24 protein-coding genes, 1 tRNA gene and 1 pseudogene are annotated in these 22,541 nt (G+C 32.9%); 5 read left to right on the plus strand and 21 right to left on the minus strand.

Features of this window, described 5'->3' with window-relative positions; all coding sequences use genetic code 11:
- Positions 1-293 precede the first annotated feature (293 nt).
- The 12 genes from BM211_RS08995 to mtnN all read right to left on the minus strand — a co-directional run bounded on the left by BM211_RS08995 (position 294) and on the right by mtnN (position 10,925).
- The gene (locus BM211_RS08995) at positions 294-1,112 is read right to left on the minus strand and encodes an alpha/beta fold hydrolase (RefSeq protein ID WP_371261865.1); all 819 of its coding nucleotides are present in this window, start codon (positions 1,110-1,112) and stop codon (positions 294-296) included.
- 429 nt (positions 1,113-1,541) lie between these two features.
- Positions 1,542-2,138, minus strand: a complete 597-nt coding sequence (locus BM211_RS09000) for a hypothetical protein (protein ID WP_035431399.1) — start codon at positions 2,136-2,138, stop codon at positions 1,542-1,544.
- A 756-nt stretch (positions 2,139-2,894) separates the two neighbouring features.
- Complete coding sequence (locus tag BM211_RS09005; protein WP_035431401.1) at positions 2,895-3,314, minus strand: DUF5412 domain-containing protein; 420 nt, start codon at positions 3,312-3,314, stop codon at positions 2,895-2,897.
- A gap of 35 nt (positions 3,315-3,349) precedes the next feature.
- Complete coding sequence (locus tag BM211_RS09010; protein ID WP_035431403.1) at positions 3,350-5,044, minus strand: M3 family oligoendopeptidase; 1,695 nt, start codon at positions 5,042-5,044, stop codon at positions 3,350-3,352.
- A gap of 15 nt (positions 5,045-5,059) precedes the next feature.
- Entirely contained in the window at positions 5,060-5,308 is a 249-nt protein-coding gene (locus BM211_RS09015; RefSeq protein ID WP_035431405.1) for a hypothetical protein, read from the minus strand.
- 73 nt (positions 5,309-5,381) lie between these two features.
- A complete protein-coding gene (locus tag BM211_RS09020; protein WP_035431407.1) occupies positions 5,382-6,017 on the minus strand; it encodes an NAD(P)-dependent oxidoreductase in 636 nt (211 codons plus the stop codon).
- A 484-nt stretch (positions 6,018-6,501) separates the two neighbouring features.
- Complete coding sequence (locus BM211_RS09025; RefSeq protein WP_035431409.1) at positions 6,502-7,014, minus strand: cysteine hydrolase family protein; 513 nt, start codon at positions 7,012-7,014, stop codon at positions 6,502-6,504.
- Positions 7,015-7,300: 286 nt separating this feature from the next.
- Entirely contained in the window at positions 7,301-8,224 is a 924-nt protein-coding gene (gene murB, locus BM211_RS09030; protein ID WP_035431411.1) for a UDP-N-acetylmuramate dehydrogenase, read from the minus strand.
- Positions 8,225-8,420: 196 nt separating this feature from the next.
- On the minus strand, positions 8,421-8,975 hold the full coding sequence (locus BM211_RS09035; protein WP_256217057.1) for a DUF6933 domain-containing protein: 555 nt from the start codon (positions 8,973-8,975) through the stop codon (positions 8,421-8,423).
- Between the two features lie 174 nt (positions 8,976-9,149).
- On the minus strand, positions 9,150-9,734 hold the full coding sequence (locus BM211_RS09040) for a GrpB family protein (protein WP_035431414.1): 585 nt from the start codon (positions 9,732-9,734) through the stop codon (positions 9,150-9,152).
- Positions 9,735-9,752: 18 nt separating this feature from the next.
- Entirely contained in the window at positions 9,753-10,151 is a 399-nt protein-coding gene (locus BM211_RS09045) for a DUF3221 domain-containing protein (RefSeq protein WP_035431417.1), read from the minus strand.
- A 69-nt stretch (positions 10,152-10,220) separates the two neighbouring features.
- A complete protein-coding gene (gene mtnN, locus BM211_RS09050) occupies positions 10,221-10,925 on the minus strand; it encodes a 5'-methylthioadenosine/S-adenosylhomocysteine nucleosidase (RefSeq protein WP_035431419.1) in 705 nt (234 codons plus the stop codon).
- A gap of 329 nt (positions 10,926-11,254) precedes the next feature.
- On the opposite strand from mtnN, the gene BM211_RS25875 reads away from it, so the two are divergent.
- Positions 11,255-11,473 (plus strand): DUF8189 domain-containing protein, encoded by a 219-nt coding sequence (locus BM211_RS25875; RefSeq protein ID WP_141771610.1) that lies wholly within the window; start codon positions 11,255-11,257, stop codon positions 11,471-11,473.
- A 318-nt stretch (positions 11,474-11,791) separates the two neighbouring features.
- Here the strand turns inward: BM211_RS25875 and BM211_RS27030 are convergent.
- From BM211_RS27030 to BM211_RS09085, 6 genes and pseudogenes are all read right to left on the minus strand, one after another.
- Positions 11,792-11,923: pseudogene (locus BM211_RS27030) on the minus strand (IS3 family transposase); the annotation flags it as partial.
- Positions 11,924-11,953: 30 nt separating this feature from the next.
- Positions 11,954-12,496 carry a DinB family protein gene (locus BM211_RS09065; RefSeq protein ID WP_177206905.1) on the minus strand — a complete coding sequence of 181 codons (543 nt, stop codon included), beginning with the start codon at positions 12,494-12,496 and terminating at the stop codon, positions 11,954-11,956.
- A gap of 435 nt (positions 12,497-12,931) precedes the next feature.
- Positions 12,932-13,546: an immunity protein Imm33 domain-containing protein gene (locus BM211_RS09070; RefSeq protein WP_035431421.1), complete on the minus strand. Its 615-nt coding sequence runs from the start codon at positions 13,544-13,546 to the stop codon at positions 12,932-12,934.
- 49 nt (positions 13,547-13,595) lie between these two features.
- Positions 13,596-14,327 (minus strand): DUF4261 domain-containing protein, encoded by a 732-nt coding sequence (locus tag BM211_RS09075; RefSeq protein WP_035431423.1) that lies wholly within the window; start codon positions 14,325-14,327, stop codon positions 13,596-13,598.
- 65 nt (positions 14,328-14,392) lie between these two features.
- Positions 14,393-14,611 (minus strand): bacteriocin immunity protein, encoded by a 219-nt coding sequence (locus BM211_RS09080; protein WP_090996543.1) that lies wholly within the window; start codon positions 14,609-14,611, stop codon positions 14,393-14,395.
- 22 nt (positions 14,612-14,633) lie between these two features.
- Positions 14,634-15,023: an immunity 22 family protein gene (locus BM211_RS09085; RefSeq protein WP_035431425.1), complete on the minus strand. Its 390-nt coding sequence runs from the start codon at positions 15,021-15,023 to the stop codon at positions 14,634-14,636.
- A gap of 325 nt (positions 15,024-15,348) precedes the next feature.
- On the opposite strand from BM211_RS09085, the gene BM211_RS09090 reads away from it, so the two are divergent.
- Complete coding sequence (locus BM211_RS09090) at positions 15,349-15,651, plus strand: hypothetical protein (protein ID WP_141771611.1); 303 nt, start codon at positions 15,349-15,351, stop codon at positions 15,649-15,651.
- Positions 15,652-15,998: 347 nt separating this feature from the next.
- Positions 15,999-16,514: an SMI1/KNR4 family protein gene (locus BM211_RS09095; protein WP_090996547.1), complete on the plus strand. Its 516-nt coding sequence runs from the start codon at positions 15,999-16,001 to the stop codon at positions 16,512-16,514.
- 294 nt (positions 16,515-16,808) lie between these two features.
- On the opposite strand, the gene BM211_RS09100 is transcribed toward BM211_RS09095, so the two are convergent.
- The 3 genes from BM211_RS09100 to BM211_RS09110 form a co-directional block, all read right to left on the minus strand.
- Complete coding sequence (locus BM211_RS09100; protein ID WP_035431432.1) at positions 16,809-17,960, minus strand: cysteine desulfurase family protein; 1,152 nt, start codon at positions 17,958-17,960, stop codon at positions 16,809-16,811.
- Between the two features lie 217 nt (positions 17,961-18,177).
- Positions 18,178-19,071, minus strand: coding sequence for an LPD16 domain-containing protein (locus tag BM211_RS09105; RefSeq protein WP_051957247.1), 894 nt, complete (start codon positions 19,069-19,071; stop codon positions 18,178-18,180).
- A gap of 25 nt (positions 19,072-19,096) precedes the next feature.
- Positions 19,097-19,167, minus strand: a tRNA-Cys gene (locus BM211_RS09110).
- Positions 19,168-19,652: 485 nt separating this feature from the next.
- On the opposite strand from BM211_RS09110, the gene BM211_RS09115 reads away from it, so the two are divergent.
- Positions 19,653-20,609 carry a DMT family transporter gene (locus BM211_RS09115; protein WP_090996549.1) on the plus strand — a complete coding sequence of 319 codons (957 nt, stop codon included), beginning with the start codon at positions 19,653-19,655 and terminating at the stop codon, positions 20,607-20,609.
- Positions 20,610-21,257: 648 nt separating this feature from the next.
- Positions 21,258-22,541, plus strand: a 1,284-nt coding sequence (locus BM211_RS09120; RefSeq protein WP_090996552.1) for an IS1182 family transposase, incomplete at its 3' end; no start/stop codon positions are given.

Genomic DNA, 22,541 nt, shown 5'->3' on the forward strand with positions numbered 1-22,541 from the left:
AGTAAACGCACTAAAATCTTAGTAACAGGATATAACATATTAATCATGGATAATATGTTATATCCCGTATCCTTTAATTATATATAAATTCAAATTAAAAACCTGACATAAAACCCTTTTCTTTTTATATGGTAGAGAGTGTCTGGCTATGCGTAGAAGCGGTCAGTTCCTTTTTCTGCCACATGCGATATTCAAACAAAGAGAAAAAAAGTAGCAGGTTACTTTTTGCTTTGCATGGCGACGAATTGTCTGTTGGAAAGTCAAGTTGGACTTATATATAAGTCTTTCTATAATCACTTTTCTTCTACTCTATCTAACCATTCATTTATTAGCGAATGAAATAAAGCATCTTGCTCGATCTGCAAGTTATGTCCTGCTTTATCTAAAACTGCAAAAGTGGCTCGTGGATATTTATCAAGCAGATTCCAAGCGTCTCTATAGCCTGTTACGGAATCCTGTTTACCCAATAAAAAAAGGCTTGGTTTTTCATACAGCGATATCTGGCTATCCACCTCAAACGAAAAAGCATATTGCTTCAATATTTTTGTTAAAAAGGCCTCATCTGCTAACTTAATACCTGCAATAATCTCTTCAAGATAGCGCTGCCAATTATATTCGTTAAGCACAACAAATTTCGAACTGAAATTTTCACGTTCCTCCGTATTTAACTGAGATAAAAATTTATTATCTCGGTAAATAACCGTATGCGGTGGAACCTGCCTCATACTTGCATCCGGAATAATCAGTGGACAAATAAATGCAACGCCATCTATTTTTTCCTTTCTTTTAGATATAACACCTCTAGTTATGTAACCTCCGTACGATTCACCTGCGATTAAAAAAGATTCATCTGGAATAATTGTATCTATAAATTTTAAAACAAGATCTAACATTCCATCTGAGTTTTGAATAGATGCGTGTCCCTCCGTTTTTCCCATACCCGGCAAATCGATATAAATTCGTTTCCAACCTTCTCTTTGTGAAAAAACAGGCTCCATACAACCTGACATTAGTCTATGATCAGGAGTAAAACCATGAAGCATGATTATCGGTTTCCCAGAACCATAAATTTCATAATGAACTTTGACATCCCCTATTAAGCACTCCATAATTATCCACCTCGAAAATCTCAATATTTTTAATACTATAATAAGATAAAGGCTAATTATTTCCAAGCAATTAATCTTATGATTCTTATTGTTAGTTAAAACTTATATCTCTTTTCATTCTGAATGAAGTTCACATAATATAATTATGTGATTACTATATACTTCCTATTAAATGCTTACTTGTAAAAAGTTTTCTGAGAAGCTATTTTATTTTTTTATTAGAGTCACTATCTAGAAACTGTGGATTTACAACATTAAGGAAATTCCAATTGAATGCTTAGAAAAAATGTTCCAGAAGAAACAAAAAAATTTAGCGCAGGCCTTTACCAGGTAGTTTGTTATTGTACAAAAAAATCACTATTCTCTCATTTCTTCTAAATCGATGAGAGAATAGTGATTCTGAAACTTATTCACCTGATCAATTGAAATCTCTTACTTGATTTCAATTGCTGAAGTTATATCGTTCCAATCCGCAGCTAGATTTGCAGTTTTACCATACCAATCGGAGTGTCTAAATAAGACTCCTTTGCCATACCCTTGAGTTGAAGTATGCTCCCATAGCGTAGTCGAATAACTTGCAGAAGGTGATGCCGTACTTATGGAAGAAATTCTGTCATTCCAGCTAGAAGGTAAGTTTTTAAAGCCAGAACTCCAATAAATATATTGTCCACCTTTATTTGCATGCTCATAGAAATCGGTACTTCCAGGGCCGCTACCTAGAGGGTTTATTTGATTTTTAAGTCTTTGTTTATCTTTTTCGATGAAAGCTTCCAATGTTTCTCTGCTCGTAAACCCATATGCTAGCCAATCTCCATTTTTATTCTGTTTAGGCAGAACCATAGTTACTTTTATGTCTTCGTTGAACTTATTATTCAATTTAGCCACGGAATCTACATTCTTTTCATCTACAGTTACATAGTCGAAAGATTTAATCGTATTATCTTTTTCCGCACTTGCTGATATCGTTCCCAACCCTCCAGTTAATGCAAAACCAGCTGCTAGTGCTCCTACTACTAACTTCTTGAACATACAACCATCTCCTCTTAGCTTGGATTTTTTGGTACAACTAAAATGTAAGTTGTTTTTGTAATTTTGTAAATATTATTAATTTTTAGAAATAAAACGCAGAATATTCGTTGTTTTCTATTTAATTTTTAGAAAAAAATCACATTATTAACAGTGTTATGATGAATGTGTCAGCCTCTGTTAATATTTTATTCCACATCAAAATATGGTATTGCTAACACTTCCCTAACCTTAAAAAGAGTATAAGAAAGCCTCTAATACAATGAAGATCTTTTTCAAGTGGAGAAAAGAGAAATATCATATGCAGCGCGATAATATATTTCACAGTCACTTAAAGAGCTAGATGGAACTTTTTCAAAGGATAGGAACTTGCCTATATTGGTTCTATTAGCTTGAATAAGGAAACAATAAAACATTTGATGAAAAGGTAGAGACAATGCATTTTTAAAGTGTTAAAAATCCAATCATATTACAATTGACTTGTTAAGAAGTTCATAAAAAAGACCTCAAGTAAGAGGTCTCAATTATATAAATCTATATTAATTTTCCGTCATATAAGTCGCTGCTATGCAGAATACAACATAACCTGTACTCGTATCCCCCTTTTATTTTCAACTTCGCATGTGATGGAATAGCCCCTGACCGCTTCTAAACACGGCCAAATGCTCTCCCCTTCCTTTAATAAGAAAGGGGATTTTATGCCATTTTTTAACTTATATGTATATAGAATTAGTTAGTTCTAGTAAAATAGCTATCTAACTATTGATTTCTGAAATCAAATTTTTCATTAGGGACATGTAGGGTTTTTCCGTTAATAATTACAGTATCGTTATCTATCCATTCAATATCTGCAGTCTCCTCACGATAGTTCCAATAGATATTTTTCGCTTTATTTTTTCTGTTGTTAAATACTAATTCGCCTCTTATAGCAAATGAAGTCGTGGCTCCCCCATTTGTAAGGTAAGTTTTTAAAGTGTAGTTTCCATCTGGAGATGTTTTTTCTGTAAGATAATCCCCAGTTGGCAATCTATTCATATCAAAAAACGCCCAATATACCCCATATCCAATAAGGCCAACAAATAATAGGCTACCAAAAAGAAATATTTGTAATGCCTTTTCCCACTTTTCTTTTTTATTAAGTTGGTAGTCACAGTATGTCCTCCTTATTGAATACACCATTTCCCCCGTAACTACTTGTCCAAATCCCTTGCACCTTATTCCTCTTCCTCAAGTAGCTCCAACTCTTTCTTCACAAACTCCATCAACTCTTTAATTGTTTGCGCCGAAAAGTCAAAACGAATACCTGCCGCTTCATATACTTCTTTTACTGATTTTGTACTACCTAAAGATAGCGCTTCTTTATAATGAATGAAAGTTTGTTTTGGATTTTCTTTATATTGCTTGTACATTTGCAGAGCGCCTATTTGTGCAATTGCATACTCAATGTAGTAGAATGGAACCTCAAAAATATGTAAAATAGACAACCAATTTGTCTCTAGCCAATTTTCATACCCTTCCCAATTCACAAGGTTAGAGTCATATGTTCTTGCTAGTTCTTTGAATTTCCTTCTTCTTTCCGCATGTGTATGGTTTGGATTTTCGTACATCCAATGCTGGAATTGATCGACTACAGTAATTATAGGTAAGTATTGTATCATCAATCGGAGTTGCTCACGCTTTGCTCTTTTGAAATCTTCTTGATCTGGGTAAAATGTATTCCAATAATCCATCGTTAGGAGTTCCATTGTTGTACTGGCTAATTCTGCTGATTCCATTGGGACATTTCGATATGGCTCTAGTTCAATGTCTTTCATAAGTTCATGATGAATACAATGACCCATTTCATGTAACAGTACCACGACATCATCTTGTGTGTTACAACAATTCATGAAAATAAACGATTGTTTTGAAGCAGGTAAGGATTCACAAAAACCTCCTGGGGCTTTTCCTTTACGACTTTCTAAATCTAAGAGATTTTTTTCTTTCATTTCATGTAGTAATGCCGAAAAATGAGAATCAACATTTTCTAAAATATGAAAACACCCTTTTACTAACTCGTTTACATTTTGTACTGGTTGTAAAGGTTCCTCGTTTATTGGAACTGCTCTAATATCCCAAGGTCTAAAAGTATGTAATCCCAATATTTTTTGTTGTTTTTCTTGAAGCTTCTTCTGTAACGGAACAACATATTGACGCATTGCTTCTGTTAACTCAAGACAATCCGCTGCCGTATAATCAAACCGTTCATATTTTTTAAACATATAATCGCGATAATTTTGCAAACCAACGTTTTGAGCTTTTTGATGCCGTAGTACAATTAACTTATCCATTATGATTTGAAGATCATCTTCAACGGATAACATACTTTCATGAATAAGAGTCATTGCATTTTTTCTAACCGTACGATCAGGATTTTGAACATACACCCGCATGTCGCTTAATGACTTTTCTTTACCTTCCCACATTACAGTTAAGTTACCTGTAATCTCAAAATACTTCGTCACTAACTCATCCTCTTCAATTTCTAAAACTATATTTTTTTCACTGAACAAACTAATCGTATTTTCTATTTTTTTATTCAACAAACTAAAAAATTCAGGATCTAGCTCCATACGGAATGGAGATTCATAGTATTTATTGTTTAGTAAACTTTTGTAGCGTTTCACTAATGGCTGCACATGCTTTTGATCAAAGTCAAAAGCTTCTTTTGCTTGCTTGTTATCAGTGTTACACTGAAATTGAATATAATGTTGTTTAAGTTGTTCTTCTACTTCATCTAAAAGCCGCGACTGTCGCTTCAACCACTCTTCAAGTTCCCCGCTACATTGAATCTCTGTTTGTAATAAATCTTCAAATTGTTTTTGTAGCGTTTCCAAATCTCCAATAACGAAATATTCAGTATTAACCATGTGCAAGACACCCTTTCATACGATATTGTTCGCAACAAGTTTCAAATGCTCAGCAGGAATAATATGCTTCACTGTTTCCTGCAAATCCTCTGCCATCACTTCTTCAATATACTCTAAAGCGACTTCTAATATGCTGCACTCCATCGTTTCCACATTAAGCAGAGAATAATGATCATTTTTCTTAATCACCAAATATCTATGATCTTCTGTCACTAGTAATGCACCTAACCGAATGCCTAGTTCTCTATTATCTTCAAATTTCATATATATTCCTCCCATCCTTAATAAAATTTTACAATAAAAGGATATAAGAAGATACAAAAATATACAGTTCACATTAATTCGCAATAAAAGGACATTTTCTTATATATAAAGGACTAGCAATTTGCTTAATAAGAAAATCAGCAATATCACTATTATAAATCTTCAAACCAGGAATATCTCTTAAACTCTCTTTTATGCTACCAGTGGCTACTCCTTCCACTACAAATGGTAAACGGACAAATGTCCAATCAAGGTTACTTTCTAACAACAGATTTAACTCTTTATACTTGTCTTTCATCATATTTGGAAAAAGAATTCGAAACATCCTTGCTCCCATTTTATTTAGAAAACTCTTTTTATCTCCTGGTACATCGACTGATCCACCAGAGACCACAATATATCTTAAAATATGTAACTCATTCATTACAGTAAGAATATTATTGGTTGCACTGCTAAAAATGAATGACTCTTTCTTCGGTTTACCTAGAGTACTAATTACTGTATGGCAACCATTAAATAAAGTTCGAATCACTTCTACATCTCTCACATCACCTTTTATAATTTCAACATGTTTATAAAACGCCTTAAATTGTTTTGGATTTCTTGTCAGAACTCGAACTTGATAACCTGCTTCTAAAGCTTTTTCCACAACGTATCGGCCTGCTTTCCCAGCTCCACCAATTACTGCAATTTTATTTTGCTTTTGCATGTAACAAATCAATCCCCTTTTTGTTTTAAATACTCTATTGTATATAAAGAAAAGAGACATACATTCGTATCTCTCTTCTTGTTGCACACTTTTCATTTTGCCAACTTGACAATGTAATATCTCACTTCTTAAAGCAAAATTCGATAAAATCGTAACTAATGTACCACTCAAGATAAGCAAGTACCCTAAGTTAATTTGTTCCTATTTCTTACGTACTTCTTTAATTAATAATTTGTGTATAAAAAGAATAAAGATGTTTAATTTTCACTGATGAATCCTCGTTTTACGATTTTTATCCCGCATTAACGGGCAGTAATACTCCCCCCTCAAAGTTCGGCGAAAGCATTGTCCAGCTCTAGCGGCTCGTTCAGAAGTTAGGTGGGAGATAAACTGCCCGTAAAAGCCCGATTGGTTCAACTAATAATCAGTGGGGGATGAAGAAAACCCCCACTGATTAAAGTTTCACTTTATACAATCGTTCATTCTAAGATTCATCTCCTATCAATTTTAAAAATCTATGGTTCCATATATTTTCATAAAAATCAATCGTCTCTTTTGCAGACATAAATGGATTATTCAAAGTAGAAGTTGCTTTCTGTACCATGAAATTTTCGTATCCCAATCCATGAGCAAATTTAATTGTAGCATCCATACAGTATTCTGTTTGGGCACCGCAAAATTCAATACGCTGTACAGCTAATTGGTCTAAAAGATTTTTTAAGTTCGTTTTGTAAAAAGAATTTGCATGTATCTTCCTTACAAAAAAATCTAGCTCTTGAACATCTAGATTGGCATTAATAGCCCATGGTTCTTCTTCAGGTACTAATTCTTCATCACAATGTTGAACAAAAATAATCGGTTTATGTAATTTTCTATATAAAGTAATTCTATTATTTACTTTAGTGAGTAAATTTTGTAAATCAAATAAATGATCTCCACTGTAACATACACCATTTTGTAAATCGATAACAATTAAAACATCTGCACAAGTCTCCATTATTTTTACCTCTTTCATTTTACAGTATGTTAATAATTCTATCATTTGAGAATGTATTATACACTCTTATTTCGTAATAAATTGTAGAAAAATACAAAAAATCAAAAACCTTACATTCAGTATACTAGACAACATAAAAAGATGATATGAATATCCAATTTCATATCATCTTTTTAAATAACTATTTTATTTGTTAAATAATTTTATTATTTTTTAATTACGTTATTATTCGTACATAATTAGCCTTTTTTATCACGAGTTACCAAAACATTTCTAGAGACGTTTACTAATTAGATTTTAAATCTTCTCCAATAATCTTAACTTCAGTTTCTAATTCTACGTTAAATTTAGATTTTACCGTTTCCTGCACATATCGGATAAGGTTTACATAATCACTTGCTGTAGCTTCATCTACATTCACCATAAATCCAGCATGCTTAGTAGATACTTGGGCACCACCTATTTGTTTTCCTTGCAATCCACTATCTTGTATTAACTTACCAGCAAACATTCCTGGAGGACGTTTAAATACACTGCCACAAGAAGGATATTCTAATGGTTGTTTTGATTCACGCAAAAATGTCAATTCATCCATCTTTTCTTTGATTATATTGTATTCACCTTCTTGTAAAGCAAATGTTGCTTCTAACACAAGATATCCTTCTCTAGAAATAGAACTGTTTCTGTATTCTAATTCTAAGTCATTTTTAGTTAAATTCAGAATTTCGCCATTTCTAGTTAACACTAATACACTTTCAATCACATGTGATACTTCGCCACCATATGCTCCTGCATTCATATATACTGCTCCGCCAACTGTTCCTGGAATGCCACAAGCAAATTCTAAACCAGTTAGATGATTTTCCAATGCAAATCTAGAAGTATCAATAATAGTTGCTCCGCTTTGAACAATGATCTTATTATCTTTCAATGCGATATTAGTTAATTTAGTTAAATTCAGTACAATCCCTCTAATGCCGCCATCTTTAATAATTAAGTTTGAACCATTACCTAAAATAGTAAAATCGATATTATTTTGACTTGCATATTTTATTACTTCTTGTACCTCTTCATACGTAGTAGGCAAAACAAAATAATCCGCATTTCCACCCGTTTTAGTGAAAGTGTACTTTTTTAACGGTTCGTCTTTTTTAATTTTAGTATTATCTAATATATTCAATAAATCGTTGTATACTTTGTCCATTTCCATAACCTCTTTACCTAGAATCTGTCTTATCCATTATAATGCATTTCTTTTCAAAAAGACTAATGTATTATTTTTGAAAAGATTCAAACAATAGTTCGTGGTTAGGAAAGGCCTAACTATTTTGTGAAAATAATCAATTTTTTCAGTGGATATACTGTAAACTCTTCTTTGAATGTATTGCAAATTTATAGGATAACTTCTATCTTACTACAAGTGCCTCTCTCATCATTTCAACTGGATACTTCGGTAACTTCAGCATAATTTGATCGTTCAGCCATTGATTCATTGCCGCTAAATCTATAAACTCTTCCTTTTTTTCTACTAATTCATGATAAAAATAATGATCTACAGCGAAAATAGACTCATTTATTTGTGAAATAATACTGCGATTATTTGTTGCAGCATATTGTACAGTTGAATCTTGATTTAAGTATTGTTCAATTATCTCAGGTTCGATTCCATCTAATAATAAGATTGTTGTTAAATTCTTCTTAAATAAAAGATCTAAGTTTTGCAAGTCTTTCTTTAATACCCCGTAAATAACAAAGTGATATCTTGTAGCATTATTCATAATCATTACACATTTTTTTCGGCCAATCTTAAAAAGATTCGCATGCCAACAATATAGTGGGTTGAAATCAGCAGCATCTACTTTCTGTACTTTTATTTTCATTTCATCAGCTAATTTTTTTGTACATTGGATTAGTTGCATATATTCCTCATTCTTTTTTAAAATTAATTTTTTATTTTTCATCTTTATTCTGTGAAAAAACCATTACTTCTATTTGGTTTGTTCTTAAATTATACACTTTTTGTAACTGTAGCTTTGAAATAAAAGTGAACAAAAAGTCACAATCAGTAACTTAATGAATTCTTCATCAGGTAATCAAAGACTTATCAAAAAACTTGATTTGAAACAAAATGTTCATTAGCTCGGATTATATTTATTTTTAAATTCCGTTTTTGCAATTTCAGTATATTTGTTAACAAACTCTGTTTTTGCTTCCGTATATCCGTCTCTGTTATGTTTATATTTATCTATTAAGCTCATTTTCAAGTTACCATATTCTTTGGCAACATCTTTATGTAGTTGTAAATAATCTCTAAAATACAATTCATTCCAATTACCTATATACCGAACATGAATATGAAATACTTTTTCAGCAAATCCATTTTCGTTATAACCTTTCATAAACATCATATGAGGTGCTGGCTTTTGTGATTGCTTTTCCATAATATATCCGTTTTTCCCCAACATACTAACTAAAAATTTCAAATCGCAGTCTTCTGTTATTTCAAGCAAAATATCTATCGTTGGCTTTGCTAATAATCCGTTAACAGAAGTACTCCCTATATGATTTATTCGTTCGATATATTGATTACCAATTATAGCGCTAAGCAATTTTTCTTCTTGTAAATACCAATCTTTCCATATTGGATTATGTTTCTTCAGTATAATCGGAAATAGTTCCCACAATTCCTCAAGTGACATTTCTGATAAACTCTTCCCCACTATGCAATCCTCCATCTCTTAATCCTGAATCTTTTCTATCTTTGTAACCTGTATCTTCGCAGGATAAGATTCAAGTATTTCACTATACCATATTTCCACTTTATCACCTGTTTGTAATCCCTTTTCTATACTTGCATTATTAAAGTGTAAAATAGCGTCAGCGGGAATTTTTCTTTTTAATCGTTCTTCCAAATGTTTTCTATCGTAAGCATCTTTTATATGTTTCTCTTCAATGAAATAAACGGTATCTCCCTTAAGTAAAATATAACCATCTATCCCTTTAGAAACTGCACTATTACTTGTTTTCATTGTAGATCTTGTTAATTCACTATTTGTATCTATTTTCCATGTTAAAACAATCATGAAAATAATTAAAAAAACTATAATTATACCAACAAAATTTATACTATTTTTCATCTTCATCACCCAAAATGACTTTTCTAAAAAACTTATTAACAAATAGTTGGAATACTATAAGTGTAATCCCTACACTTTCATTTCTTTTGTAACATGCAGTAAAAATGCAACTATATATTCGCATGCCTTCTCACAAGCTAACATTTTGAACACTTTTTGTTCTTCTACTGTTTTATCATTTGCTTGATCTGAAGCAGCTTTTAAGCAAAGAAATGGTTTTTCATTCACATAACAAACGTAAGAAAATGCAGCAATTTCTTGATCGACCGCAAGGGCTCCGTATACTGTTTGAAGTAGTTCCCTCGTTTCTGAACTACGAATACGCTGGTCACCCGAAACGAATGTCCCATAATGAGAGTTGTAAACTAATTGCAACTTTTTCATTTCTTTTATCAATTGTTTAGAAGGTTGAATACTTGCTGCTCTGCCTGTATACAAATCAAACGGATCCATCCCCGTTCCTGCTCCTGTAACATCATGTTGCATCACTTTAGTAGCGACAATAATATCACCATTTTTCACCTTGTTTGATAAACTGCCGCAAATTCCGGTCATAAATAGCTGCTCAGGTTGAAATTCACTAATCAAAAGCTGAACACAGCTTGCACATTGTACTTTCCCGACTCCAGTAATGACAGAAATCAATTCAATGCCGTTCAGATTATGAAAATGAAATTCCCAAGCTGCTCGTTTTTCTTTCCGATAGCTTGGATAATATTTATGTAAATACGTAAGCTCTGGTTCCCATGCTGCCACGATAGCAATTCGGTTCATGGATATAAGTCCTTTCCTACTTTTTCTTTTCTTAAATGTAGCACATATCCGAAATATAGTTAACGATAATTTAATTATGTTTTTTAATGTTATAATTATTTTTTGTTTATTGACAGGGCGGGCCCACCAATAAACAAAATGAATCCTTCAAGCTATTTTGATATTAAAAGTGATGAACGTTGAAAAGACAAAATTTCTTTGAACCAACAGCATCATATCCATATTATCTAACCAAATCGAACTACAGAAATAGTAGTCAGCGAGTCACCTGGCAATGGGAAGACCTTGGTGGAGTTATCATTGATGCACCTGCGGTCACGTCCAAGCATATGAACAACCTAGAAGTTTTTGGGCGCGGAACCGATAATCATTTGTGGCATAAGTATAGGAATGGTTCAAGTTGGAGCGACTGGGAAGATCTTGGTGGTACCCTTTCCGCCGGTCCAGCAGCTGTTTCTCGGGCAGAAAATTTAATCGACTGTGTTGTACGTGGAATGGATGGTCATGTGTATCATAAATCTTTTGATCGTTATGGGTGGAGTGATTGAAAAGATCTTGGAGGTTTTATCATCGGTGCACCCGCAATCTCGTCCTGGGGACGAGATTCACTATATGTTTTTGGGCGCGGAGGCGATAATAAATTACGGACTAGGCATTGGGATGGGCAATGGTGGCCCGAGTGGCAAGAAATTGGTGGTCCCATTATTGCCTCTAGCCCAGCAGCTGTTTCTCGGACATATGATTACATCGATTGTTTTGCACGTGGAACCAATAATCAATTGTTGCATGCGTATGTCTAACTTTTAAGTAACATGAGTGTTGAAAACTGCCTTTAAGCCAATTTTCCGGACACAAAATAGTTAAATCTAACCTACTTCTATTGCTTGGGGAATTTTATAACCAATGCTACTAAGGATTCGCTTACGGTTATAAAATTCCTCAATGTATGAAAATAGTGCTAGATTTACTTTTTCAAACATGACATATTGTATGTTGTATGCTTCTTTTCCCTTCTAATTAATGGCATTTTAGTAAACTTGCTCCTTAATCATTCCCTCTTTCTCCTCTTTATACCATTTGCGAAGTTGATTAATGTGAGCCTGATGATATCTATTATGATCTGCTATATGCCAAATGCCCCATCGGATAGTTGCTGTTGCTCCATTTTCATAATTAACTAGTTTATTCAATTGTTTGTCAGTTAACTGTAAGCAAATAGATTTAAACATGTTGAATACCTCATCATAATCCGATAGAATTCTTTCCAATGAAACCCCATAAATCAATGGAATTTCATTATTTTTATCCAACATAGGTCCGTACTTATCTTCAAAAAGCTTTGGTACTAGCTCACCTTTAATCCTAAAAGCCCAATTAAGATCTACATATGTCAAATGCCTTATTAATTGTGCTGTACTGTTATATTTCTGATTTGGCCCCTTATAATCTAATTCTTCCTGTGACATACCTGCAACAATGGATATTAACCGCTTATAATTACCATCTACAACAGAATAAAGCATACCTACAATAGGGTCCATTTGGGATTCACCTTTTAAATCTAAAATCATTAATCCCCACCTCACTTAAAATGAAATGAAAGCTTTTGCTCTACGATAATACAATTCAACTTTAGCAATATTACTATTACTGGTTCAATTTAGGCTACTGTATTAAAATCACATACTACTAAATTATTTGGATCGTTTACGAAATCATCATCTACTCACCTCTCTATTTGAATTCTTACTTAAATGGTAAGATCATGAAACCATATTCTCCTAAATTATAACATTCCATAATTCAATTATGGTATGCTGTCGTTTTATAATAAAGTTATTTCTACTTAAAGATTTTCATTATGATTTCGTACAATAATAAATAAAAAGACTCTTACAAGTGTACGAGTCTTCTAAATCCTAATGTAGTTTTAAAGTTAATATTTTATCGTCTATTCGCCCTGTACCAAGAGTAGTAACATGATAGCTTCCATTTTCTATACTAGATTACACATCGACAACTTCATCCCAAATATTAATATCATTTTCATCTAAAATTGCTTTTATTTGATCTTTTTCAAATACTACAAGGTATTCAGCAGGCAATGTTAAAACTTGAACAATAGAAGGCCTCAACTTTAAAAGTTCATATGCATAAAACGCTTCTAACTCTTCTGTATTGTCCTCATCATTAACAGGGCCTATATACCAACCGGAGTCACCTGTTTCACAATTTTTTGTTCTCTCTAAGTAAATATCATCTAACTGCAATACATTTTTTGCAGCGACAATTTTGTCACAAAAACGCAGCAATTCCCCTTCAACTTTTAATTGCTTTACACAACGAACTTGTTTCAATAGAATCCATAAAGAAATTGTTAAATCATCCGTCATATCTTCAAATGGATTCTTTGTATAATCATGTACAATAATATGATATCCATCTTCCCTTTGATCAAGAAAGTAAATCGACCACCCAACTTGCATAGAAAACCCATCTATTAATCGATCATTTTCTACCTCAGATAGAAAATGAAATAACCCCTCTACCTGCACCGCTAAATACTCTTCTGCCTGAGTAATGAAAGTTTTATCCCCGATATTTTTAATAAACTTTTCCATTTACGTTCTCCTGTACTCATTTATCTGCAATATACGTAATCATTTTATACTACTCTTTTTTTACTAAAGCCCAAATTCCATACTGATTATAAAACAGTTCATCTTCTGCAAAATGTCTACACTCCGTATGTTGCAATATAAAATGAGGATTATTTTCATCTAGGCTGAATGTAGAATAATCCGTTAGGCTAGGCTTTTCAATGAGATTATACAAACAAAAAACGTTCATTAATTCTTGAGCATATTGCGGCGTTATTTGATCTTTAAAAGTAATTACATCCGGGAGCCCAAAGCAATGCATACCACATGTATAGTAAAAATCATCTTCTTCAATCACTGTCACAAAAGCTTGAAATAATTCTACCGCATCATCTGTATGATACATACGATTCCAGTTTTCAATTGTATTTGCAGTACCTGAAGATTCAACCTTCACGCCAAGTCCTCCAGATTTTACAAGTGCATTTGCAGCATCAACTAACTTTCTTATCTTTTCAATCGAACCTCCGTCCCCAATTAAATACAGAGTTAAAGAATGTTTTCTAATAAAATCAAGGTCTTCCTCAGTAAATGAATTGTATCCAGCAATTTCAAAAGCTTCTGCTACTCGTTCATCATGCTCATATATATCAACTTCAAAAAACATACTCGGATCCCCTAGTTTACTAATATAATTCCCAGCGAACATATATCCCTCGCTTTTTCTTACAATCGCTTCAATAAGTTCACTTCTATTCTTCCATAAACCAGGTATACATAATACAACTTTTGAACTTTCCATCTCATTCTCCCCCTACCCACAGCCTCATATAAAAACAAGTACAATTTCTTATCCAATTGTTTCAGTTATTCTTTTTCTTTCTTATAACTTAATGCACTTTCTACTACTTCTCCAGGTGTTAATTCTATATCATTCCAAAATATTAAATCACTAGGTGCCGGATGTGGAACACCGCTATTATTGAATTCATTCACATATTCGCTATGTTCTGTTTCTGGTAAATCAAGATTATAGATCTTTTTTACAAGTTCAATAAGTTCCTCTTTGTTCATTTTACTTTCCACATTGTTCAACACCTCAAAGCTATTAATAATAAGATACAGCACCAACAAATATAAATTCTAGATCCTCATATGTATCTTTTACTCTCTCTGCATCGTAACGAAAATCATACAGTAATATAACAGAATTCGTACTGTCCCCTACATTTACCTTTTTCATTAAATCTTTAAATCTCGGAATAATAATCTCACTATAAGAGAAATCCTGTAAAATCTCTTCTATATGTATTTTAGGTTCCTCATAAAACATAATTTCTATATTATCTTCATCATAGTAACCAAAACCGAAATTGACTCCAAATTTTGAATCTATACTATCTCCATCTTCTGTATATTCCGTATCAACATATTCTTGAAGCTGATTAAATGATTGACTCGTTCCAAGCCATAACGAAGCCATCCCTTTATATTCCATACCGTCTCTCCTTATCCATACTATCCATCGTATAAAAACTTCTTCTCTCGCGTAAACGAACATAATCGCTATTTCTGTAGCGCTATAACACTTCCTATAATACAAGTACACTTTTAACATTTTTTATCTTTTTTATCAATCGGATATAATTCTTCCATTTCAAACATGTCAATTTTAATATAATTCATTTCCTATTTATCAAAGCAAACATTCCTATTATTAGGAAAAACTTATTGAATAATTGAATTTTTCGCTCAAAAAGCATTTTATTCCCAAGAGGTTTTTCCATAATGTAAATATTACCAGAAATAAAAAAATCTCAATTTTGAATTTTATCAAGAAATCTTTATGTAGTATTGTAACAGACTTTGCATATCCTTATTTTGGACATTGGTATCACGATAATATCTTTGATAATTTAGGTGTTATATGGACAGGCCCCGAAATTCGTGTAGGAAATTCAAAATTCGAAGAGGTGCCAGCTGAAACTAAATTTTGGAGTTATTTTGGACAAGCTGTAGCATATTATACAACTGATTTTAAAAACCCAGCAACAACTAATTGGTCAGAACCTTATGTTGCAGTGAATAGATCAGGAAGGCCATTGCCTGATTACCAAGATCCATGATCTAAGAAAAAAGCATCTGATGGACTTAGAACTGATTGGGTTCTAGTACCTGCTGATAAAAGAGTTGTGTACGGAGGCACAGAAAGCGGCACTGCAATAAGAGAATTTATAAATATGGTAATCCAAACTATATATGGGATGGGAAAATTCCTGGTTACAAACAAATGCATCATATAAAACCTAGAGAATTTGGTGGTACAAATGATATAGATAATTTTTTTACCAATTCCTGAAGCGGAACATAGTAAGATATCTGGATGGTTTGCTGGATACTATGATAAAAGCTCAAAAGATATTGACCCAAGTGATGAATAGTATTTTTATAATAAAGGAAAGGAGGTAAAAATTTGAAAGAGTATAGTGTTAAAAATACACTTGATACATTAAAAAGTCGTTTAAATGAAAAAGACGAAATAGTGGTTCAATCTTTTAACGGATATTATTATACTGCTGAATGTACGTTTAATGAACCAGCCACACAGGAAGAAATACATACATTCATTCGTGAAACAGGTTGGATTGTGCCAAATGATTATAAAGAATTTTTATTATTGCATAACGGAGCTTATTTCTTTTCTTACGAATATGGAACTGCATTTCATTTTTATTCGCTTATGGAAATTCTAAAACGCTATGATAAAGAGTTACATGGAGATAGGTATCCTATTGGTAATTGTCCAGATCGAGGATATATTGTAATAAGTAATGCAAGATGCCAACAAAATAATGATAAATATATGATGTTAAATGGTATTGAATTAATTGATTTTCGATGTGATTTTCAAACCTGGTTAGATAGAATGATTGTGGCACAGGGAGAATGTTATTGGGAGTGGGTTAGTAAAATAATATACCCTGATTAGAGTTTTATCCCGCATTAACGGGCAGTAATACTCCCACCTCAAAATTCAGCGAAAGCAAAGAAGTTAGGTGGGAGATAAACTGCCCGTAAAAGCCCGATTGGTGAGGGCTAATAATCAGTGGGGGATGAAGAAAACCCCCACTGATTAAAGTTTCACTTTATCTCTCTTTTTTAATTATATACAGGTAAGGTTAAAATAACGTACTATTATCTGTAGCAAATAAAAAGGAAGAACCTTACTTCATAAGGAATCTTCCTTTTTTATTTTGAGAACGTAGTCTCATTGATAGTATTATTAAAAACCCTGTTGTACACAATAAATATCGTTAATCTTCGCTACAATCTCATCAACAGCGTACAAGACTTCTTCTTCACTTAAATATGGACTAATTGATATACGAATGGAACTATTTGCTTCTTCTTTTGTTAATCCAATCTCTTGTAACACATATGACGGTTCTAAACTACTTGAGTTACAAGCAGATCCTGAAGAGATAGAAACAGTTCTCATACCTGCTATAAGTGTTTCTGAACTAATGTTTGGAATCATTATATTTATAATATGAGGTATACTATTTTCCATGCATACATTTACGCAAGAATGAGGTATTTCTTGTTGAATTCGCTTTACAACAATTGTTCTTAATCTCTTTACCTTTTCATAATTTTCTTCTAGTTCTAATATAGCAATATCACTTGCTGCTCCCAGACCAGCTATTAGTGAAGTCGGTAATGTCCCACTGCGTAAATATGTTTGTTCACCACCAAATAGTAAAGGCCGGAAGTCTTTCTGTTTGTGTCCATTTACATATAAAACGCCTATGCCTTTTGGTCCATAGATTTTATGTCCCGATAAAGATAGAGCATCGATATCTAATTTTTTTACATCGATTGGTATTTTTCCAAAAGCTTGAACAGCATCTACATGTATCAATGTTTTATACTTTCTGCACAGAGCAGAGATTTCATTGATAGGCTGAATTGTCCCAATTTCAGAATTAACATATGCAAAACTAACAACCCTTGTATGATCATCTAACAAGTATCGCAATGAATCTAAACAAATCGTTCCATCACGATTAATATCCACATATTTTACGATAATCCCTCTTCTTTGTAACTCTTTTCCGACTCCTAGAATCGATTTATGATCTATAGGAGAGAGAATTACATTTACCGGTTCTTGTTCATAATAATCAATGGCTCCTAATAATGCCAAGTTATTACTTTCTGTTGCACCTGAAGTAAATATTATTTCTTCTTTATCGGCACCAATAGAAGTGGCAATTTTACTTTTCGCTTGATCAACTGCATACTGTGCTTTTTTTCCCATCACATGCTGAGACGATGGATTTGCAAATTCTGTTTTCATGTACTTCTCCATCACTTCAACCACTTTATTATGACATGGAGTGGTAGCAGCATAATCTAAGTACACTTGTCTCATAAACATTGTCCTCCTTTATCCCGCATTAACGGGCAGTAATACTCCCGCCTCAAAATTCAGCAAAAGCATTGTCCAGCTCTAGCGGCTAGAATCTCCGGCGTTTCCGCTTTTCTTAAGAAATTAGGCGGGAGATAAACTGCCCGTAAAAGCCCGATTGGTGAGGGCTAATAATCAGTGGGGGATGAAGAAAACCCCCACTGATTAAAGTTTCACTTTATTAAGAAGAAAACACAGAGAAATTAATAGGCTTTTCATAGATTTCTTCCTTGGACATTTCACCGCTTCCTCCCGGATCTGCAACGATAACTTTCATACCTGTTAAATTATATAGATTAAGAGCAATTTCAATCCCTGTACGTACTGGCTGGTAACACTCCCCAGGCGCGAATAACAACAATGCTCTATAACCCGCTTTATATACCTCAGCAATCATTTCTGTAATTTCTCCTGCACATCCAGTTACACCGCAACTAATTAATGTTTTATAATTTCCATCTTCATCTAAAAACGATACTTCAGATTGATTGTCTTGATCATTTAACATTCTTTTTTCTAATTTTCCTTCTTTTACTAGCTTACTAGCGCTTTTTTGAAATCTATATTTAAGCCAAGTTTCCGGAAAAAAGATTGGATTTTTTCGGCTAGACAAAATACTTTGTTGATTAAAATACTTACTCTTTTCTAAACTTGTAACGTAAGCCTCTGGAATTTCTGTATATCTTTCATAAAATTCTTTACGAAGATCGCTAACACTTGCATTTGTAGAAGGGACATATTGCCAATCATTAATTAATAACAGGAATTTAATGTCTTTAAATTGTTCATAAAATTGCTCCCCTAACTGAATTCCAATATCCCAAGTATACATAGGGAATATACCTACTCTGCGTGAAATTCTCTCTTTCATTACGTCTGTTTTCTGCTCTTCGGTAATTCCAGGAGTTAAGTTATTCGTTTCTTCATTAAAGAAAAGCATAAAATGTCCTGACATAATTACTAATTTTTCTTGAGTGGTATTTTTTAATTCTTCACTGATTAATTTGATCATTTCTTCTTCTGATGCAACTAATTGATGAATTCCTTTCTTTTTTACATGAATTGAATTTGACATATGTTATCCCCCTTAAAATGGATAGAGGCAGTGCTTGGATTTGAACCAAGGAATTAGGTTTTGCAGACCTATGCCTTACCACTTGGCTACACTGCCATTTCATAAAGTTTAGCTGCCAATTTGAAACTTGCCTATCACGTTGTTAATGGTATTATTAGTAAAACGAATCGTCAATAAATATTTTGAATATAATTATTTTTCTCAACATTAAAGTGAATACCTAGAAAATCTATTGAAAATAAAAGCATTCAAATAAAACAAAGGGATATACATACGATTCTAAAATAGGAGTTTTTTTAAAATATAACCACATAACATTTTTTCTGTTTTATGAGTAATTACTCTGGATAAATTTCTCAAATTATATTCAACTTTTTATTTTGCAAATCTAAGCTATATTATGCTACGGTTAGTTATGATTTTTAGAAATTTTTGGTTTATATACGCGAAAGAATTTTCCAACTTATAGAAATCCAAAAATAATTTAATCGTATGTAAACAGTTAAATATCAAAACAACAACAAGCAACATTACAAATAAAAATCCTTAATAGTGAAAATTTATTAAGAAAGGAATTCTTTATGTCTAAACAAACACTTGCTTATATTCAAATTTCATTTGCAATGATTGCAATTGGAAGCTTTGTGGTTGTTAATAAATTCATTATTAAAGAACTTCCCATATTTATTGCTTCTGAGCTTAGATTATTAATTGCTTGCCTCATACTACTTCCTTTATTTTTATATAAAGGAGAAAAAATGCCGAAACTCGTAAAAAAGGATTACATCATATTTTTTCTTCAAAGTTTTATAGGTGTGTTCTTATTTAGCATATGCACGTTATATGGACTAAGAAAAACAACAGCTTTAGACAGCGGCATTATTATGAGTTGTACACCTGCAATAATGGCTTTAATCTCTTATTTTTTTCTAAAAGAAAAACTAGGAATTCATAAAATAGGAGGAATTCTTTTAACCATTTTAGGTACATTATCTATTAATGTTTTTGGACAGTTTTTAAATTTTAATGAAAACTCCCATTCATTAATAGGAAATATACTAATCTTTTGCGCTGTTATTGGAGAAGCAGTTTTCTTTTCATTTGGAAAATTAATTTCCACATCTTTAAGACCTTTAACAATAACGACAATTATGAGTTTGACAGGCGCCGTATTATTTTTGCCTTTGGCAATGTATCAGTCCTTACATTTTAACTTTTTTACTGTCTCTCCATTGATATGGTCGCTAGTACTATATACGGGGATTGTAATTACTGTGCTAGCAGTTCTATTAATGAACCAAGGATTAGAAGTAGTATCAGCGGGAACCGCAGCAGTATTTACTGCTTTAATGCCGATAAGCACCGTCGTTTTATCAGCCCTTATCTTACATGAACCTCTTTTCTGGTATCATATTTTCGGTATGCTATTGGTTATGGGGGGGATTTTTGTGATTACGAACTCTTCAAGTAAAAGTACAGTTACAAGTAATGAAATATTTCCAAAAAGCAGGAACGAAAATATGAGTTCTGATGCATGAGTTTGAATGCAAATTAAATGACAAATTTATACCCACTTAATACGCGATATCTTCAATAAGAATTTAAAAACAATAACAAGAGTCTTTTTTACATAACTTTTGAAAAACACATTCTTGCATAAAAAGAAGCATAAACCTGCATAAAATGCGAAGTTATGCTTCTTAATTTTATTAAATAAATACTTTTGGATTTCATCTCAAAGTTACCTCGACGTTAATTTCATCCTCTTCGTTTGTATGAGGATTCGTATGTATTGTAGAAGTATCAAATACAAACTCCTGATTTACAGTTTGCGAGGTATTTTTGAAGAAACTTTATTTCAAAGCTACAACTCGCTCTATTTTGAAATTTTCTCCTTCTTTATCTTTATCGTCATAAAGTGAAATTTCCATCAGTGGAGAGTTTTTTCATCTCCCACTGATGGTTAGCCCGCCCAATCGGGCTTTTACGGGCAGTTATCCCCTACCTATCTATCTTCCCTAAAAAAGCGGAAGCGGCTTGCTCAGAATCGCAGGACACCCACGCCCCCGACGAGGCCACTGAAAAAGTCCTCATAGTTCAAAAAGTGAAAGCTTCCCCGATGAAATCGAGGAAGCTTTCACTTTTTTTATGTATAATGGTTGTACTAACTCTAGGTGGTGTCTCGGATGATTTCAAAACAACAACCTCTTAACCTTAGCCCATTCATGGCGATTTACGATATCGTCGTGCCAAAAGATAATATGCTTCGTCAATTTAATGAAATGGTTGATTTTTCTTTTGTGTTAGAGGAATTAAAGAATAAATATTGTCTCGATAACGGTCGCAATGCAGTGCCGCCCGTTCGTATGTTCAAATATTTATTGTTGAAATCCATTTTTGATTTATCCGATGTAGATGTTGTCGAACGCTCAAAATATGATATGTCTTTTAAATATTTCTTAGATATGGCGCCAGAAGATATGGTGATCGACCCTAGTTCGTTAACGAAATTTCGCAAGCTTCGTTTAAAAGATGTAGGGTTACTTGACATGCTCATCCAAAAAACAGTAGAAATTGCACTGGAAAAGGACTTGATTCAAAGTAAATCCATTATTGTTGATGCTACACATACAAAAGCACGCTTCAATCAAAAATCACCGAAAGAATTTTTAATGGAGAAATCAAAACTACTCCGCAAAGCGGTTTATCAAATTGATGAAGGAATGAAAGAAAAATTCCCACCTAAAACAACGACGAATGAATTAGGTGATGAACTTGAATATTGTCAAAAAGTTATTGAAGCGGTAGAAAAAGAAGAAATGATTCGTAAATATCCAAATGTGAAAGAAAAACTCAACTATTTGAAGGAAATTGTAGAAGATCACCAAGAACACCTTCAATTTTCACAAGACCCTGATGCACGAATTGGGCATAAAACAGCCGACTCCTCCTTCTTTGGATATAAAACACATATTGCGATGAACGAAGAACGTATGATTACAGCTGCCGTAATTACAACGGGTGAAAAAAGCGATGGAAAATACCTTCAAACATTGATTGAAAAGAGTCAAGAAACAGGTATGAAAATCGATACAATTATTGGAGATACCGCTTATTCGGAAAAAGAGAATATTCAATATGCGAACGAACATAAATTACAATTAGTATCAAAATTAAATCCAAATATCACACAAGGCACACGTCAAAAAGAAGATGAATTCGAGTTTAACAAGGATGCCGGCATGTACGTGTGTAAAGCTGGGCATATGGCCATTCGTAAAGCACGAGAAGGAAAGAAAAATACAGGTAAAAATCAGAGAGATACCTATTACTTTGATATAGAAAAATGTAAACGATGCCCTTTTAAAGAAGGCTGTTATAAAGAAGGCGCAAAATCAAAAACGTATTCAGTCACGATCCACTCAACAGAACATAGTAAACAAAAAACTTTTCAAGAAAGCGAGCTGTTC

The sequence above is a fragment of the Bacillus sp. 491mf genome (assembly GCF_900112415.1).
Classification (GTDB): domain Bacteria; phylum Bacillota; class Bacilli; order Bacillales; family Bacillaceae_G; genus Bacillus_A.